We start from the raw sequence: 16064 nt of genomic DNA, 5'->3' as shown, positions 1-16064 counted from the left end.
GGGTCTGGCCCGCCCAGGTCCCGGCGGGAGCGCTGTGCCCGGGTGCCCTGCCCCCTGCCCGCCCTCCGGATCGGCGCACGGCCGTGCAGACACGGCGGGAGTGGGAACCTGGCGGCGGTCCTGGATGGCGCCGCCCCCGGGGTCTGTACCGCTCCACGGAGCAGGCCGACTGTGCGGCAGCCGCAGTTGCCGCACATCGGAGCGGTGGCCGGCGCTGCCGGTCACCTCTTGAGCCATTGTGTCACCGGTGTGCCGGGACGCCCGGCCTGCGCGGGCGCCACATCAAAACTGCGGTGTCCACGCCGCCACGAGGTCGAGCAGGCCCGGGAAACGGGTGTTGAGGTCGTTGACGCGGACGTGGCTGCGGCGTTCCAGGCCGTACTGGCGCTGCCGGGTGATGCCGGCCTCACGCAGGGCCTTGAAGTGGTGTGTGAGGGAGGACTTGGGGCGGTCGAGGCCGAACCAGCCGCAGGGATGGTCGAACTTCTCCGACTCCAGGAGGAGTTTGCGCACGATGAACAGGCGCAGCGGATCGCTCAGCGCACCCAGCACCGTCTCCAGGCGGAGTTCCTCCAGCGCCGGTTCCGGCAGGGGTTCGGGCAGATCGGGCGGCTCCGGCAGCACCCTGATGGCCTGCACCGCACGCACCGTCGAAGGCATAAGCGACTCTCCATAACCCCGTTCCTATGTACGACTCCAATCGTACTGCATGCTAAGTTCGACTCAACTCGTACTGTGCTCGCCGGAAGGAGCGGCCATGTCGGAGAGTGGAACGGTGCCCATGAAGGCGGTGGGGGAACAGCACCGCCCTCAGGTGGGCGAGCGGGCGAAGGCGCGCGGCTCGGCAACCCCCACCTGGTGGGTGTGGCTGGCGGCGTGGCCGGTGACCGCGGTGTTCATCCTGTCCAACGCGGCGACCCCGCTGTACGTCCTGTGGCAGCGCGACATCGGCTTCACCAAAGGCACACTGACCGTGGTTTTCGCCTTCTACATCGTCGGACTGCTCGGATCCCTGCTCGTCTCCGGCGTCGTGTCGGACCGTCTGGGCCGCAAGCCGGTCCTGCTGCCCGCCCTGGGGTTGGCCCTGGCCGCCTGCCTCATCTTCGCCACCGCGGGCAGCGTGATCGCACTGATCGTGGCTCGCCTGTTCACCGGCATCGCCGTCGGGGCCGTGGTGTCCGCCGGCATGGCCGCCGTCACCGACGTGGCAGGTCCCGAGCGCAAGCGGCTCGCGGCCCTGCTCGCCTCCTGCGCCATGGTCTTCGGTGCCGGGCTCGGGCCGCTGCTCGCGGGTGTCCTGTCCGAGACGCTGCCCGCGCCGACCGTCACCGTCTTCATCGTCGAGATGATTCTGCTGGTCACCGCCGTGATCGCGGTGCTGCGCATGCCCGTCCGGCGCCCGACCGCGCCGGCCAAGGGCGCCTGGATCCGCGTTCCCGGAGTCCCGCGCGGCAACGGTATGCAGCTGACCCTGGGGATCGCGGTGTTCGCGCCGGGCATCACGGCCACGTCCTTCGTGCTTTCGCTCGGCCCCTCGCTGCTGGCCGGCCTGCTCGACACCACGAGCAGGATCGTCTCCGGAGCCATGGCCTTCGTCATGTTCCTCGCGGCCACCGGTGTTCAGTTCGCCGTGCAGAAGCTGCGCCGGCGCACCATCCTGGTGGCCGGAGCGGTCAGCACCACCCTCAGCATGACCGCGCTCGTCACCGCCGTGCACACCGCGTCCGTCCCGGTCCTCATCGCGGCTGCGCTGCTGGCCGGCGCAGGCCAGGGCATGGGCCAGCTCGGTGGCCTGTCCCTGCTCAACTCCACCGTGCCGGCGCAGCGACTGGCCGAGGCCAACGCGGCGCTGAACGTGGGCGGTTACATCCCCGCGGGTCTGCTGCCGGTGTCCGCCGGCTACCTCAGCGACGCGGTGGGCCTGACCACCGGGGCGACCGTGTTCGCCACCACCCTGCTCGGTCTGGCCGTCGTCGGCGGACTCGTGGTTCTCGCCAGTCGCCGCCGGGTGCCGGAACCCGTGTGAGTCGATGGGGAGCGGCGGTCCCTTTCTGGCCGGGAGTCATGACGCGCACCACGGCACTCGCCGTGGTGCGCCGTCGCGCGCGGGCGGCGTACGTCGAGCGGGCACGGACACGCTTCGACGGGAGGCGGCGTCAGCGCCCACGGATGGCATGGAAGAGGAGGTCGCTCACCTCGGCCCAGCGCTCCAGGACGTCCGTCCTGCCGTGCAGCACATCCGAGATGTGCTGGCAGCCGAAGAACGCGGAGACCAGCGACCGTGCCGCCGCCTGGGGCGAGACTCCGTGCCGCAGCTCACCCGCCTTCTGGGCCGAGGCGAGCAGGGACGCCAGGAGCTCGGTCCAGTCGACGTACGGCGTGGGGAGCGCGGCGTCTATCTGCGGACGCTCGATCTGCAGGCGGGCGCCCGCCTGGACGATCACGTCGTCACGGAACGCGAGAGCGGCGCGTTCGAGCAGGTGCGCGACTGTGTCCAGTGGTCCGAAGCCCTCCGCCGTGACCTCTTCCAGCAGCCTCGGCCACCGCGCGTAGTGCTCCTCCACCACCGCCACGGCGAGCGCCTCCTTCGTCGGGTAATGGAAGTAGACCGCGCCTTTGGTCATGCGCACGCGTTCGGCCACCGCCTGCATGGAGGTGTGGCGGAATCCGCGCTTGGCGAACAGTTCGGACGCGGCTGTCAGGACCAGCAGCTTGGTGCGGATGGACCGGTCCTGCTTGGGGGCGGGTCCTCTTCTGGTGACGATGTTCTTCGAGGTGAAGGCCGAAACGGCGGGGTGCGGCTCTGGCATGGCTCGGCTCTTTCTGGTTGTGCGCGCCTTGGTGCGTACGCGGTTGTGCGGCCGGAGGCAACGGACCTGCTTCGGCCAGGGTGGCGTAAAAACGCCTCGGCAAAATACCTTCCCGAAGGTATCTTTCTCTCTGTCGCTTTCCGTTGGGGACGGGACGATAGCGGGTCACCCCCGCTACTGCGACTTGGGAGGGTCAGAGCGTGCACGTCATATCACCGTCAACGGCTTCGGTGCACCGCATCGGCCGTCCGCGTGCCTGGGAGGGGTTGTGTTTCGACTGCCGGGTGCCGCGTCGGTCGGTGCACAAGTCGGCCGCCGGGGAGGTGCTTTTGTCGGACGCCGTGCGGCTGGGTGACGAGCGGTTCGCCGTAGCCGCCTCATGGCACAGGGACCACTTCCTCGCGCACCTGGGCGGCCACGCGTCCGATCCCGTGCTGCTGGCCGAGACGGTCCGCCAGGCGGCCATTTACCTGTCGCACCGCTTCCACGGCGTCCCCTACGGTCACCCGTTCGTCCTGGGCGGGCTCGCCGTGGACCTCGACGAGCCGCTGCCCGGCATGGTTTCCGGGCCCCTGGCGCTCCGGCTGGAGGCGTCCTGCCGACGCCGGGAGGAACGCGGTCGGGTCGCTCTGGGACTGGACGTGGTGGTGCACACGGAGGACCGCCCGCTCGGGCGTGCCCGGGTGCACTGGAGCGTGATGGAGGCCCGTCGCTACGCGGTGCTCAGGAAGCGCGGGGCGGTGGACCGGGACTCTGTGCCCGTCCTGGACGACGCCGGGATCGTGGCCCTGCCACCCGCGAGCGTCGGGCAACGGTACGACCGTGACGTCCTCCTGGCCGCCGACGCGGAACGGCTCGAGGGGTGGTGGCTGCGACTGGATCACGGTCATCCCGTCCTGTTCGACCACCCGTCGGACCACATACCGGGGATGGCGCTTGTGGAGGCCTTCCGGCAGGCGGCCCGTGCGGCCGTCGCCGACCACGGACCGGACCCGCTGGGCGCGCAGCGGCGTCTGGAGTCCCTCTCGGTGACGTTCAGTTCGTTCGGTGAGCTGGACCTTCCGGTGTTCCTCACGGCCGAACCCGCCGACGACCAGGGGACCGCCCGCGGGAACGTGCTGCTGCTGCGGGCCGTCCAGGGAAACCGTGAGCTCGCGCACGCACGCATGGGGTACGCCGTGGGCCACGACGCGGGCCTCCGCGGGGATGCCGCGTGCTGACCGCGGAACGACAGGCCCGCCCCTCGGTGCCGTCCACCCGGGAACTGACGGAAGTGGCGCGCCGCGACTGCCTGGCGACGGAACTGCGGCGCAGTCTGACACCCGACGTCGCTGCGGCCGTCACGCACGCCGGCTTCCCGCGTCACTTCGTGCCACTCCGCTGGGGCGGGGCGGCCGGGGAGTTCGCTCCTCTGGTGGCCGGTGCCGCGGCCGTCGCGGAAGCATGCGCGTCCACGGCCTGGTGTGCCGCGCTCTACGCCGCGCATGGTCGGCTTGCCGCCTATCTCCCGATCGCCGGGCAGCGTGAGATCTGGGGCAACGGCCCGGACGTACGGATCGCCGCCGCGGTCGTCCCGCCGCAGGGCAGCGCGGTGGCAGAGGGCGGCGGATGGCGGTTGGACGGCGCATGGCGGCCGGCCAGCGGCGTCGAACACGCGGACTGGGTCCTGCTGGCGTCGTGGACGCACGGCGACGCGGGCCGTGAGCACAGGATCTTCGCGGTTCCCCGCTCGGAGCTGTCCGTGACCGACACCTGGCACACCTCGGGACTGCGCGGTACGGGCAGCAACACGGTGACAGCCCGGGGGGTGCGGGTACCGGAACACCGTTCATTCACACTGGATGCCCTGCTGCGCCCCCTGGCCGATGCCGCCCGCTGCCACACGGTGCCGTTTCCCATGGTCGCCGCGCTCATCTTCGCCGCACCCCTCCTCGGCACCGCTCGCGGTGCCCTGCGCACTTGGACCGAGGAACTGGCCGATGGTCGTCCTCCCCACCCGGCGACGCACAGCGTGCTGGCGCAGGCATCGGGACAGGTCCACGCCGCCGGACTGCTCCTCGACGGCGCGGCCGGACGCGCCGACCACGGGGACATCACTCCGCTTGCGGTGGCCGAGAACCGCAGGGACGCGACGATGGCGGCAGCGTTGTGCCGGGAGGCGGTCGACACCCTCTTCCGCGCTTCCGGCATGAGGGGGCAGGCACAGGACAGCGCGCTCCAGCGGGCCTGGAGGGACGCGACAGCCGCGGCGGCCCACGGCACCCTGGATCCTGATGCGGCGGCCAGGGCGTACGCGGAGGCCGTACTGCCGGGGGCGGCGGGTGATCCGGAGTGACCCGCGGGACCCCGATACTCGGCTCGGAAGCCGCGGCTGCGGACAGCGCACCCCTGCACCGCTCCATCGCCTTCTTCGATGTCGACGAGACCTTGATCGCCACAAAGAGCATGCTCGACTTCTGGTCCTTCTGGAGGGCCTCGGGCACCTGGACCCCCTCCGCCGGCCACGCTCATGCGGTGCCGGGGGCAGGCGTGGACCGCGCCACCCTCAACCGGGATTACTACCGGCGTTTCGCCGGAGTACCGATCCACGCCCTGCGGTCCGCGGCGCGCCGCTGGTACGAGAACTATCGGCAAGGGCCGTACGCGTTCGTGTCGGCCGGTGTCGAAGCCCTACGACGGCACCGTCTCCTCGGGCACGACGTCGTCCTGGTCTCGGGCTCCCTGCGCCCCCTCGTGGAGGCCGTGGCGGAGGATCTCGGCGCCGACGAGGTGTGGTGCACCGAACAGGCCGTGACGGACGAGGGCCTGCTGACGGGGGAAGTGGACCGGCCGATGATCGGGCAGGCCAAGGCCGACGCCGTCACGGCCGTGCTGTCCGCTCGTGGGGTGCCGGGCGCGGCCTGTTTCGCATACGGCGACCACGAAAGCGACCTGGCCATGCTCCGCCGCGTCGGGCACCCGGTGGTGGTGGGCGATTCCCGCGCCCTCGTGGGGGAGGCCGAGCGGTGCGGCTGGACCGTCATCAGCGGACGTCCCGGCCCGGGTGACAACGGCGCCGACCGGCCGTTTCCGCCTGGACGAACCCCCGATGTCCGGCCGGATTCCCTTCCTCGATGAAATCCTTCCCGAGGGTATGTTTATGTCCTCGTCAAGATCGGAGGGCATCGACATGGTCAAGCAGGAAAGGGCGCGGCGCACCCGGGAGAGGGTGCTCGACGCCGCGGCCGAGGAGTTCGCCGTCCAGGGGTACAGCAAGGCCACCCTCAACGCGGTGGCCGAACGGACCGGCATGACGAAGGGTGCCCTCTATGGCCACTTCGCCTCCAAGGAGACCCTGGCCGGCGCTCTGCTGACGCGCTCTCAGGAAGTGTGGGAGGAGATGCTGCTGGCGCGGGACGTGCCGGGGACCGCGGCCCGCACGGCGCTCGAGTCCCTCGTCCTGGATCTCGCCCATCGCCTGCGGGAGGACGTGCGGCTGCGGGCGGCGCTCCGGCTGGCCACCGACTGTCCGAACCTTATGCACACGATGCCGGACGTGTTCCACCGCATCCGGCACAACCTCGTCGACCTCATCGGCCGGGCTCAGCAGGAGGGGGACATGCCGCCTCATCCGCCCGAGCTCGTCGCCCGGCTGCTGCTGGTGGCGATGCACGGTGCCCTGCACGTGTCCTTCGGTCCTGCCGGATGCGCCGACAGGTCCGCCTGGGAGGCGGTGTGGCGGCTCTTGCTGGACGCGCTCTCCGGTGGCCATTCGGGCAACAGTCAGGCGGGCGAAAGTGAGCAGTCCGTTGCGAGGCAGTAAAAAAAACCATCCAGACGGTATCTTCTGTCATGCTGGATCCGTCCCGGCTCCCCGGGCCGGCCTCTCGGCCCGCGGTGAGGTCCGAAAGCTGGCGCTCGTCGACTATTGACGGAGGGAAGTTGATTGAGTGTGCTGGATGAGTCGATCACCCTGGAACGAACGGCGGCCTGTGACCGGGTCCTCGACGGTGCGACCGGCGACGGTGTGCGGCATGCCGTCACCCACGCCGAGCATGTCGACGACTTCGACATGCGGCACCTTCGGTATTTCCTGACCGTGGTTCGGGCCGGGACTGTTTCCGGGGCTGCCCAGGAATTGCGGATCTCGCAGCCCAGCCTGAGCCAGCAGATCAGAAGACTGGAACGGCGCGTGGGTGCACCTCTGTTCATCAGGAGTTCTCGCGGTGTCGAACTGACAACGGGCGGCCGTGCGTTTCTCCGGGAAATCCAGAGCATTCCGGGTCAGTTGCGTTCCGCCATCGCGGCAGCCGCTCCGGCCCCCAGGGTCTGGCCGGTGGGTGTGTGCGGGGGCGTTCCGGCCGACGTCCTCGCGGAGGTGCAGAGCGGTCTGGCCGGGCAGGACGCCGGCGAGACAGGCCCTCGCCTGCGTATGCGTTCGATAGGTGCGGCGGACCAGCTGGAGCTGCTGAACCACGGTGAAATCGCTTTCGGCATCGTGCGACTGCCCATCCCCGCTCCCGGTCTCGTCCGGGCCGTGGTCTGGGACGAGCCGCTCGGCGTTGTCGTGCACGCCGACCACCCACTGGCCGGGCGCACCCCCCTGACGTGGGCGGACCTGGCCACCCAAAGGCTTCTCTGGTACGACGAGGGGTGCGCTCCGGGCTATGCGGACACGGTGCCGGCCCAACTCGCCGCGCAGGGCTGGAAAGCCATCCTCCATCCTTTCGACCAAGACCAGGAGTCCCTGTTCGTCCACGCGTTGCAGACCACCACCGACCTCGTGGCCCTGCGTCCCCGGCGTGCCGTCCAAGGCACCGCACAGCTCGTCTGGCGGCCGTTGCCCACCCGGCTGCCCCCGCGTGAGCGGCTGGCGGTGACTGCTTTGACCGGCAGCCGTGCGGGCGGAGTCCTGAGGCGGGTGGCCGCTGAGCGCGGCTGGCTCTGCCTCACCTGACCTTCTGCGACACCGCGTTCCGTATTCAATCGGCCCGGAGCCCAGGCTCCGGGCCGATCTGTGTTTTCAGAAACGCACTCATTTCCATAGGGCGGGCCCTATGGCTGCCACGCACTTTCCGTCTTGGACGCCGCGCAGATCCGGAAACTAGGCTCGTGAACCGGAAACAAGGCCGGGTGAGTACCCGGTCGACGAAGCGGGCTGAAATCGCATTGACAGCGCGCGCACCCGGAATTGTTTCGACATTGTGTCGCGGGATCTGCCGTGCCGAGAATCAGGGGAGAAGTGTGATCTCGACCAAGCTGACAGAGCTGCTGGGAATCGACCATCCCGTCGTCTGTGCGCCGATGGGCTCCGTGTCCGGAGCGCGGCTCGCCACCGCCGTCACCCGCGCGGGCGGGCTGGGCCTGGTCGGCGTCAGTTACGGCGACGCCGCCTTCATCGACGAGCACGTGGCCCAGGCCGCGCAGGGCGGCGGCGTCTGGGGCGTCGGCTGCGTGATGTTCACCTTCGACGAGCGGCCCGGCCTGTGGGACAAGGTGCTCGGCTACGCACCTCCGGTGATCGCCCTCTCCTTCGGCGACGCCGACCAGGTGCGGCGCTACGTGGCCTCCGCGGCCGAGAGCGGGGCGCACGTGGTGGTGCAGGTGCACGACCCCGAGCAGGCCGCCGTCGCCGTACAGGCCGGTGCCTCGGTGCTCGTGGCTCAGGGCGCCGAGGCCGGTGGCCACCACAAGAACCTGGCGACCCTTCCCCTGGTCCCGGCCGTGCTCGACATCACCCAGGGCACCGTTCCGGTGGTGGCGGCCGGAGGTTTCGCCGACGGCCGGGGCCTGGCGGCTGCCCTGGCGCTGGGGGCGGACGGCGTCATGATGGGCACCCGCTTCGCCGTCACGGAAGAGTCGATGGGCACGGCGGGCTTCAAGGCCTCGCTCGTGTCCGCGTCCACCGCCGACACCGTCAACACCCGGGCCTTCGACGTGGTCCGCGGCATCCCGTGGGACGAGGTGTACCAGGCGCGGTCGGTCGGCAACGCCTTCACCCGCGAGTGGACCGGGCGCGACGAGGAACTGGCGGCGAGGCGGGCGGAGATCGAACCCGAGTGGACGGCCGCGGTCGCCCGTGACGACACCAGCCGGCGCGCCCTGTTCGCCGGTGAGGTCCTCGACTTGGTCAACGACGTCCCGTCGGCGGCGAGCGTCGTACGAGACACCGTGTCCGAGGCCGAGGCGATCCTGCGCCGCCTGCCGGGAAACGTCACGACCTGACCCGGTGGCGCCTCGGCCGTCCCCCGCCATTTCCCGGACAGTCCGCGCCCCGAAGCCCGGATTCGTCCGTCCAGATCCCTCCCTCTCAACCGGAGACCCACGTGATCCACGTTCTGACCCTCACCTACCTCAAGCCCCGTGAGACCGTCACCGCGCACATGGCCGAACACAAGGCCTGGCTGCGCGAACACGCCGACCGGGGGCGCATCCTGCTCAGCGGCCCCCGGCCCGACGGCGGCGCCGTCATCGTCACGGCCGACCTCGACGAGGCCACCGTGCGCGACCTCATCGAGAGCGACCCCTGGCACCGGCTCGGCATCGCGTCGTACGAGCGGATCGGGTTCGAGGCCCGCAATGCCGGCCCCGGCGTCGTGACCGCGGCCGAGCCGGACGACAGCGTGCTGCTCATCAACGTGGCCACCACCGATGACGCGCCCGCCACCGTGGATGCCCTGGCCAAGGCCGTGGAGCACGTCGCCGCCACCGCGGACGGGTTCCACGGCTCCCGCCTGCTGACCAGCGTCGACGGTGACGCCGTGGTCAACATCGCGGCCTGGGCGGACGAGAAGCGCTTCAACGCCATCTTCGACGACCCGGAATTCACCCGCCGCTACGGAAACTTCGCCCGGACGACGAGCGGCGCCAAGTACCGCCTGTACCGCACGAGCCGGGTCATCACACCCAACCGCTGACTCGCTGCCACCCGCGCACACCATGACCACCGAAGGAGAAACCATGTCAGGCTCGTTGGCATCGGCGCAGTACGACCTCGTCGTCATCGGATTCGGCGCTGCCGGTCTCTCGGCCGCCCTGTCCTTCGCAGAAGCCACCGAACGGTGGGAGCAGCCCTCCCGCATAGCGATACTGGAGCGCTCCACCAAGGAGGACCGTGGCGGCGCCACCCGCTGGACGGGGGCCTTCCTCAGGATCGACCAGGACCGGAAGCTGGACACCGACTGGGCGGAACACGTCAGCCGGGTCTCGGGCGGCCTGGCCGACGTGGAGTACTGCCGCACCGTCGAACGGGAGTCCCCGCAGACCCTGGCCTTCGTCGAGCGGCACGGCGTGGAAATCGCCTTCGAGGACTTCCCGCTGCCGCACACCTTCGACGGCGGTACCCCGTCCATGACGCCGCCGGCGAGCCCCCGCGGTGGCGGCGCGTCCATCGTCGAACACCTGGGCGCCGCCCTGGAGAACGACCCTCGGGTCGACATCCGGTACCAGACGGAGGCGCTGCGGCTGACCACCACCGAGGACGGAACCGTGGACGGCGTCGTGGTCCGGGGTCCCGACGGCCGGACCCAGCGGCTCGGCGGCCGTGCGGTCGTACTGGCCTGCGGAGGTTTCGAGGGCAACGCCGAGATGCTCACCCGGTACCTCGGCGACAGCGCCTGCGACCTGCCGCTGATCGCGCCGGGCATCGCCAACAACCGTGGCGACGCACTCCGCATGGCGCTGGAACTCGGCGCGGACACGGCGGGCCAGTTCGACGGCATCCACGCCGAGCCGGTCGACCGCCGCACCCAGAAGGCCGATGCAGTGCTGTACGGCTTCCCCTGCGGCATCTTCGTCAACGGCCGTATGCAGCGCTTCTTCGACGAAGGCCGGGACACCTGGGACAACACCTTCGAGCACATCGGCTACGAGATCTGGAAGAACCAGGGCCAGGAGGCGTACTGGATCGCCGACGGCAAGACCCTCGCCATCCCGGGGATCATGAACGCGCTGCTCAGCGACGTACCGCCGGAGCAGGCCGAAACCCTGGGAGGGCTCGCCGACAAGCTCGGGATCGACGCCGAGGCGCTGGAGAAGACCGTCGCCGAGTTCAACGCGGCGGTGGGCCCCGGTGAGTTCGACCCGACCCGGCTCGACGGCAAGCGCACCGTCGGCCTCACCCCGCCCAAGTCGAACTGGGCGACCCCGCTGGACACCCCGCCGTTCATCGGTGTCCCGGTCACCGCCGCCATCTGCTTCACCTACGGCGGCATCCGCACCGACCTCGACGGCCGCGTCGTCACCCCGTCCGGCACCGCCATCCCCGGTCTGTACGCCGCCGGTGAGGCCACCGGCCTCTTCTACCACGCGTATCCGCCGGCCACGTCCGTGCTGCGCTCGCTGATCTTCGGCCGGCTCGCCGCGCACCACGCGGCCGCTGCCCAGAGCTCCTGACCCGACCACACGTCAGCTTTCTGGAGGACCCATGAGTATCGTCAACATCGATGTCACCCTCCGCGACGGAGGCTACCGCAACGGCTTCAACTTCCCGCTGGAATACGCCCTGAAGCACGCGAAGCTGAGTGTCGAGGCGGGCTTCGACTGGATAGAGATCGCCTACCGCAAGGGTTCGTTCGCACCGATACCCAACCTGGGACCGACCGGCCGCGGAGACGACGACTACATCGCCGCCATGGCCCGGGAGATCGGCCCCAAGCGGGTGGCGATGATCCTGCACCCGAAGAACATCACACGCGAGGACCTGCCCGCCATGTACGCGGCCGGGGCACGGCTCGTCCGCGTCATTCTGCCCGCCAAGGGCTACGAGACCGGCCTGGAGTACATCCGCCAGGCCAAGGACATCGGTTTCACGGTGGGGGTGAACTTCGCCCGGATCAGCCAGTGGCCGGGGCGTGACGTGGTCGAGGTGGCGACCGCCGCCACGGACGCCGGCGCCGAGTTCATCTACCTCGCCGACTCAAACGGCAGTCTCTCCCCCGTGGACACCACCGACCTCACGACCCTGACCAGGTCGGTCACCGGCCGTCCGGTCGGACTGCACGCCCACAACAACCTCGGGCTCGCTCTGGCCAATGCCATCAGCGCTGTCGCTGCCGGGGCCACCTGGATGGACTCGTCGATCCAGGGAATGGGCAAGGGCCCGGGCAACCTCATCGCCGAGCAGTGGCTGGCCCACCTCGACCGGACGGACCCGGAGGCCGCCGCGCGGCTCAGCCTGGCCCCGCTCCTTGAGCTGGCGGACCTGCTGCTCGCCAACATCCCCGAGGGCACCCCCTCGCTGCCGCTGCCCGACCTGGTGCTGGGCCGCTACGACCTGTCCGTGGAACACCGCAAGGACCTGCTCGGCGGACACGGAGAGGCCATCGCCACGGCGCGTGCCCTCGCCGACGTCCGGTGACCCACGCCGGAACTGCCGTGCCGACCGCGGTCTTCGGACCCCGGGCCGCCGTCGGTACGGCGCACGCCGTCGTCTTCGCCCCCGTCACGCCCTCCTGGGACGAGGGAGCGTTCTTCGCCCCGGTCATCCGGGTCCTGACCCGGGCCGGGCTGAGGGTGACCGTGGTCGACACGCTCTCCCTGTGGGACGAGGGGGTGGACTCGATGACGTCCTTCGTCGGGCGCTGGCGCACGCTGCTGCCGGCCTTCGGCCCGGTGGATCTGCTCTGCGGGAACGCGCTGGGCGGTGCGGTGGCCCAGGCCCTGCTCCCGGACGTCCACCCGGCCACGGCCGTGCTGCTGGTCTCCGGCCCTGCCCGCACGGACGCGGTACTGGAGGAACGGCTCGGGCAGATCGCCGACCTCGCCGCTGCGGGCCGCGCCGGTGCCGCACTCGCCCTGCTGCACCGGCGGGTCCTGCCCGACGGCACACCGCCCGCCGACGAAAACTGCCCACCTCACGCCGACCAGGCGGCGGGCCGGAGGCTGGCCGCCGGCATGCGCCTGCTGCGCGGGCTCGACGTCTCCGCGCCCGTACGGGCACACAACGGCCCGCTGCTCCAGGTCGTCGGCAGCCACTCCCAACTGGTCACCCGGCGGCACACCGCTGCCGCCCCCCACCACCAGGTGCATGTCGTCCCGCGTGCCGGCATGCGCCCCCACGCCGAACAGCCCGCAGTGGTCTCCGCCCTGGTGGACGCATTCCTGTGGGAGAAAGGACTGAGATGAAGCCGATTCCGAGGAAGAGCGTCGCCGTACTGCCGGGTGACGGCATCGGATCCGAGGTCGTCACCGCCGCCCTCGAGGCCGTCGAGAAACTCGACCTGCCGCTGGACTTCCGCTTCGGGGAGATCGGCTGGGAGTGCTGGCGGCAGGAGGGCGACCCGGTTCCCCAGCGCACCTGGAAGCTCCTGGAGGAGACCGACACCTGCCTGCTGGGCGCCATCACCAGCAAGCCGCTGCGCGAGACGGAGGCGGAACTCACCCCGTCACTGCGCGGCACCGGGCTGACGTACGTCTCCCCGGTCGTACAACTCCGCCAACGCCTGGGCCTGTACGCCAATATCCGGCCCGTCACCGACCTGGACGCGGGCCGGTTCGACTTCACCGTCATCCGCGAGAACACCGAGGGGTTGTACGCCGGGATCGACGTCCACGGCCTCGACGAGGCGCTGTGGGACGCGGTTCGCCACCACCCGAACGCGCAGGCATCCGGCCCCGAGGCCACGAGCGTCACACTGCGCCTGCAGACCCGGTTCGGCATCGACCGGCTGCTGCGCTTCGGGTTCGCCTACGCCGAGGTCCACGGCCACCGCCGGCTCACCCTTGTGGACAAGCCGATGGTCCTGCGCAACAGCAGCAACCACCTCCGGGAGCGCCTGGAACTCATCGCCCAGGAGTACCCGGACATCGAGACCGAGATCCTCAACGTGGACGCCGTCGCCCTGTGGATGGTCCGCAGGCCGGAACGGTTCGGCACACTCGTCGCCGAAAACATGTTCGGCGACATCCTCTCCGACCTCGGTGCGGGGGTCATGGGCGGACTCGGCCTCGCGCCGAGCGGCAACATCGGCGACCACGGCAGCTACTTCGAGCCGGTGCACGGCAGCGCTCCTGGCATGGCGGGGCAGGACAAGGCCAACCCGATGGCGATGCTCCTCACCATCGCCCAGATGCTGGACCACCTCGGCCTGGCCGTACCGAGTGACGAGCTGCGCCACGCGGTGCGTGAGGTCGCCCGCGCCCGCAGCATCGTCACCTACGACCTGGGCGGCACCGCCGGTACCCGGCAGGTGGCCCGGGCCGTGGCCCAGGAGCTGGCCGGGCGACGGAAGAACACGCCCGAGACGGCCACCACGCCGACGGTGCCCATGGACGTGGTGGATCGCCTGGCCCGGCTGGACACCGCCTCGGTCTCCGACGCGCTGGACAGCCTCGGCATTCCCGGTGTGCTCGCCGGGATCACCGCGCGCGTGCCGGGAGCCCGCACGGCCGGCCTGGCGTTCACGGTGACCTACCGACCGGTGGACCATACCGAACGCCGGTTCCGCAATGCGGCGAACTATCTGGACGACGTTCCCGCCGGATCGTTCGTGGTGGTCGACAACGGGGGCAGCACCACCTGCACCAACTGGGGTTCGCTGCTGACATCCGTCGCGCAGCGGCGCGGCGTGCGAGGCACCGCACTGCATGGATCGGCGCGTGACATAGCCGAGATCCGGGCCGCCGGGTACCCCCTGTTCAGCACCGGGAGCACGATGGTGAGCGGCAAAAACCGCGTGGAGCTGGCGGCGACCGGGCAGGATGTCACCATCGGCGACGTCACCGTACATCCCGGGGACGTCGTCGTCGCCGACGACAACGGCGTCCTCGTCGTGCCCGCGGCGTACGCGGCGGAGGTCGCCGACCGCGCGGAACGCGTCGAGCGGACCGAGGAGGCCATCGCCGAGGCCGCGGCGGGCGGGATGCGGCTGGACGAGGCCCGTAGCACGTTCGGCTACGCCCGGCCCTGGGCGGGACCGGCCCTCCCGTCGGACGATGCCTGACCTCGCCCGGCGCGTGGTGGACGTCCATTACCACGCGGGACCCGACCTGTACCGGCGTCGTCTGACCACCGGCGGCGCCGGGCGCGCTTACGCCGGGATCGACGGCTGGGTGGTCGTCAAGAGCCATCTGGGCTCCACCGCGGCACGCGCCTGGGAGGCCCGCCAGGAGGGCCTGCCCGTCTCCGGCACGGTCGTCCTCAACAACCTGGCGGGAGGCGTGTGCCCCCAGGTGGTGGAGCGGGCGGTCTATGCGCATGGCCCGGACAGCCCGGCCCGGCTGGTGGTCCACCTTCCCACCCTGGTCGGTCCCGCTCACCGGTCCGCGCTGCGCCGGGAGGCGTTCCATCCGCTACTGGACGCCGACCGCTGGCGGGGAGAACGGGTCCTGGACGACGGCGGCAGGCTGCGCCGCCCGGTGCGGGAAGTGCTCAGGGCGGCCAGGGACCTGCCGGTCGTCCTGGCGACCGGGCACTGCGACCGGGAGGAGACGCTGCGGGTGGTCGACGAGGCGACGCGTCTGGGACTGTCCCGACTGCTGCTGACCCACGCCACCCACCCCATGTCCGGCTTGACGACCGATGACGTGGCCCAGTTGGCCGACCTTCCGGACCTGTACGTCGAACTCACCGCACTGATGCTGCTGTTGGGGCATCGCGACCCCGTCCACCTGGGCGAGTTGGTGCGTGCCCACCCGCGGGTGGTGTTCAGCTCCGACCTGGGGCAGCCGGACCAGCCGGACCCGGCGCAGTGGCTTCGCCTCAGCCGGACGTGGTTCGACCAGGCAGACCTGACAGCGTCACAGGTCCGCGCCATCACCTGGCTCAATCCATCGGCACTGCTGTCGCCCTGACCTTCTTCACCAGGGAGGAACCGTGAACGCCCCCGTAGTGAACGACGCCCTGCGCGCCGACATCCGCCGACTGGGCGACCTGCTCGGTGAGACCCTCGTCCGCCAGGAGGGCCCCGAGCTCCTGGAGCTGGTCGAAAGGGTCCGCAGGCTGACCCGCGAGGACGGCGACGCCGCCGCGGAACTGCTGCGCGGAACCGAACTTCAGACCGCCGCCAAGCTGGTGCGCGCCTTCTCCACCTACTTCCACCTCGCGAACATCGCCGAACAGGTGCACCGCGCGCGGGACCTGAGGGACGAGCGGCAGCGGAAGGAGTCGCCACTCGCCCGAGTGGTACGCGAGGTGGCCGCCCACTCTCCGGATGTTCTCGCCCACGCGATGGAGCGTCTGAACGTGCGCCCCGTCTTCACGGCGCACCCCACCGAGGCCGCGCGCCGGTCCGTCCTCAACAAGCTCCGGCGCATCGCCGCACTCCTGGAAACCCC

At 70.6% G+C, this 16064-nt stretch carries 16 protein-coding genes; 14 read left to right on the top strand and 2 right to left on the bottom strand.

What is annotated here, in order from left to right:
- Nucleotides 1–282 precede the first annotated feature (282 nt).
- Nucleotides 283–660, bottom strand: a complete 378-nt coding sequence (locus tag ACFYZJ_RS29355) for an ArsR/SmtB family transcription factor (RefSeq protein WP_388572911.1) — start codon at nucleotides 658–660, stop codon at nucleotides 283–285.
- Nucleotides 661–781: 121 nt separating this feature from the next.
- Here ACFYZJ_RS29355 and ACFYZJ_RS29350 point away from each other — a divergent pair, with 121 nt between their 5' ends.
- Nucleotides 782–2026 carry an MFS transporter gene (locus ACFYZJ_RS29350; protein WP_388573216.1) on the top strand — a complete coding sequence of 415 codons (1245 nt, stop codon included), beginning with the start codon at nucleotides 782–784 and terminating at the stop codon, nucleotides 2024–2026.
- Nucleotides 2027–2156: 130 nt separating this feature from the next.
- Here ACFYZJ_RS29350 and ACFYZJ_RS29345 read toward each other — a convergent pair whose 3' ends face one another.
- On the bottom strand, nucleotides 2157–2810 hold the full coding sequence (locus ACFYZJ_RS29345) for a ScbR family autoregulator-binding transcription factor (protein ID WP_388572909.1): 654 nt from the start codon (nucleotides 2808–2810) through the stop codon (nucleotides 2157–2159).
- A 200-nt stretch (nucleotides 2811–3010) separates the two neighbouring features.
- Between ACFYZJ_RS29345 and ACFYZJ_RS29340 the strand changes: the two genes are divergently transcribed.
- The 13 genes from ACFYZJ_RS29340 to ACFYZJ_RS29280 form a co-directional block, all read left to right on the top strand.
- Complete coding sequence (locus ACFYZJ_RS29340) at nucleotides 3011–4030, top strand: ScbA/BarX family gamma-butyrolactone biosynthesis protein (RefSeq protein ID WP_388572908.1); 1020 nt, start codon at nucleotides 3011–3013, stop codon at nucleotides 4028–4030.
- The gene (locus ACFYZJ_RS29335) at nucleotides 4024–5145 is read left to right on the top strand and encodes an oxidoreductase (RefSeq protein ID WP_388572907.1); all 1122 of its coding nucleotides are present in this window, start codon (nucleotides 4024–4026) and stop codon (nucleotides 5143–5145) included. Before ACFYZJ_RS29340 ends, ACFYZJ_RS29335 begins: the two co-directional genes overlap by 7 nt.
- Nucleotides 5142–5927, top strand: coding sequence for an HAD family hydrolase (locus ACFYZJ_RS29330; protein ID WP_388572905.1), 786 nt, complete (start codon nucleotides 5142–5144; stop codon nucleotides 5925–5927). Before ACFYZJ_RS29335 ends, ACFYZJ_RS29330 begins: the two co-directional genes overlap by 4 nt.
- A 22-nt stretch (nucleotides 5928–5949) precedes the next feature.
- Nucleotides 5950–6612 (top strand): TetR family transcriptional regulator, encoded by a 663-nt coding sequence (locus tag ACFYZJ_RS29325; protein ID WP_388572903.1) that lies wholly within the window; start codon nucleotides 5950–5952, stop codon nucleotides 6610–6612.
- Nucleotides 6613–6741: 129 nt separating this feature from the next.
- Nucleotides 6742–7746, top strand: a complete 1005-nt coding sequence (locus tag ACFYZJ_RS29320; protein ID WP_388573214.1) for a LysR family transcriptional regulator — start codon at nucleotides 6742–6744, stop codon at nucleotides 7744–7746.
- A 287-nt stretch (nucleotides 7747–8033) separates the two neighbouring features.
- On the top strand, nucleotides 8034–9014 hold the full coding sequence (locus tag ACFYZJ_RS29315) for an NAD(P)H-dependent flavin oxidoreductase (protein ID WP_388572901.1): 981 nt from the start codon (nucleotides 8034–8036) through the stop codon (nucleotides 9012–9014).
- 101 nt (nucleotides 9015–9115) lie between these two features.
- Complete coding sequence (locus tag ACFYZJ_RS29310) at nucleotides 9116–9706, top strand: YciI family protein (protein ID WP_388572899.1); 591 nt, start codon at nucleotides 9116–9118, stop codon at nucleotides 9704–9706.
- Nucleotides 9707–9749: 43 nt separating this feature from the next.
- Nucleotides 9750–11183 (top strand): FAD-binding protein, encoded by a 1434-nt coding sequence (locus ACFYZJ_RS29305; RefSeq protein ID WP_388572897.1) that lies wholly within the window; start codon nucleotides 9750–9752, stop codon nucleotides 11181–11183.
- 31 nt (nucleotides 11184–11214) lie between these two features.
- Complete coding sequence (locus tag ACFYZJ_RS29300; protein ID WP_388572895.1) at nucleotides 11215–12147, top strand: hypothetical protein; 933 nt, start codon at nucleotides 11215–11217, stop codon at nucleotides 12145–12147.
- A 17-nt stretch (nucleotides 12148–12164) separates the two neighbouring features.
- On the top strand, nucleotides 12165–12914 hold the full coding sequence (locus ACFYZJ_RS29295) for an alpha/beta fold hydrolase (RefSeq protein ID WP_388572893.1): 750 nt from the start codon (nucleotides 12165–12167) through the stop codon (nucleotides 12912–12914).
- The gene (locus ACFYZJ_RS29290; RefSeq protein ID WP_388572891.1) at nucleotides 12911–14731 is read left to right on the top strand and encodes an isocitrate/isopropylmalate family dehydrogenase; all 1821 of its coding nucleotides are present in this window, start codon (nucleotides 12911–12913) and stop codon (nucleotides 14729–14731) included. Before ACFYZJ_RS29295 ends, ACFYZJ_RS29290 begins: the two co-directional genes overlap by 4 nt.
- Complete coding sequence (locus tag ACFYZJ_RS29285; protein ID WP_388572890.1) at nucleotides 14724–15581, top strand: DUF6282 family protein; 858 nt, start codon at nucleotides 14724–14726, stop codon at nucleotides 15579–15581. Before ACFYZJ_RS29290 ends, ACFYZJ_RS29285 begins: the two co-directional genes overlap by 8 nt.
- Before the next feature lie 22 nt (nucleotides 15582–15603).
- Nucleotides 15604–16064 (top strand): phosphoenolpyruvate carboxylase (locus ACFYZJ_RS29280; protein WP_388572888.1); only part of this gene is annotated, 461 nt, incomplete at its 3' end.

It is taken from the genome of Streptomyces sp. NPDC001848 (genome assembly GCF_042891915.1).
In the GTDB taxonomy this organism is placed as follows: Bacteria; Actinomycetota; Actinomycetes; order Streptomycetales; family Streptomycetaceae; genus Streptomyces.
Note: the sequence above shows the minus strand (reverse complement) of the source record. Positions and strands in the feature narration are given on the sequence as shown.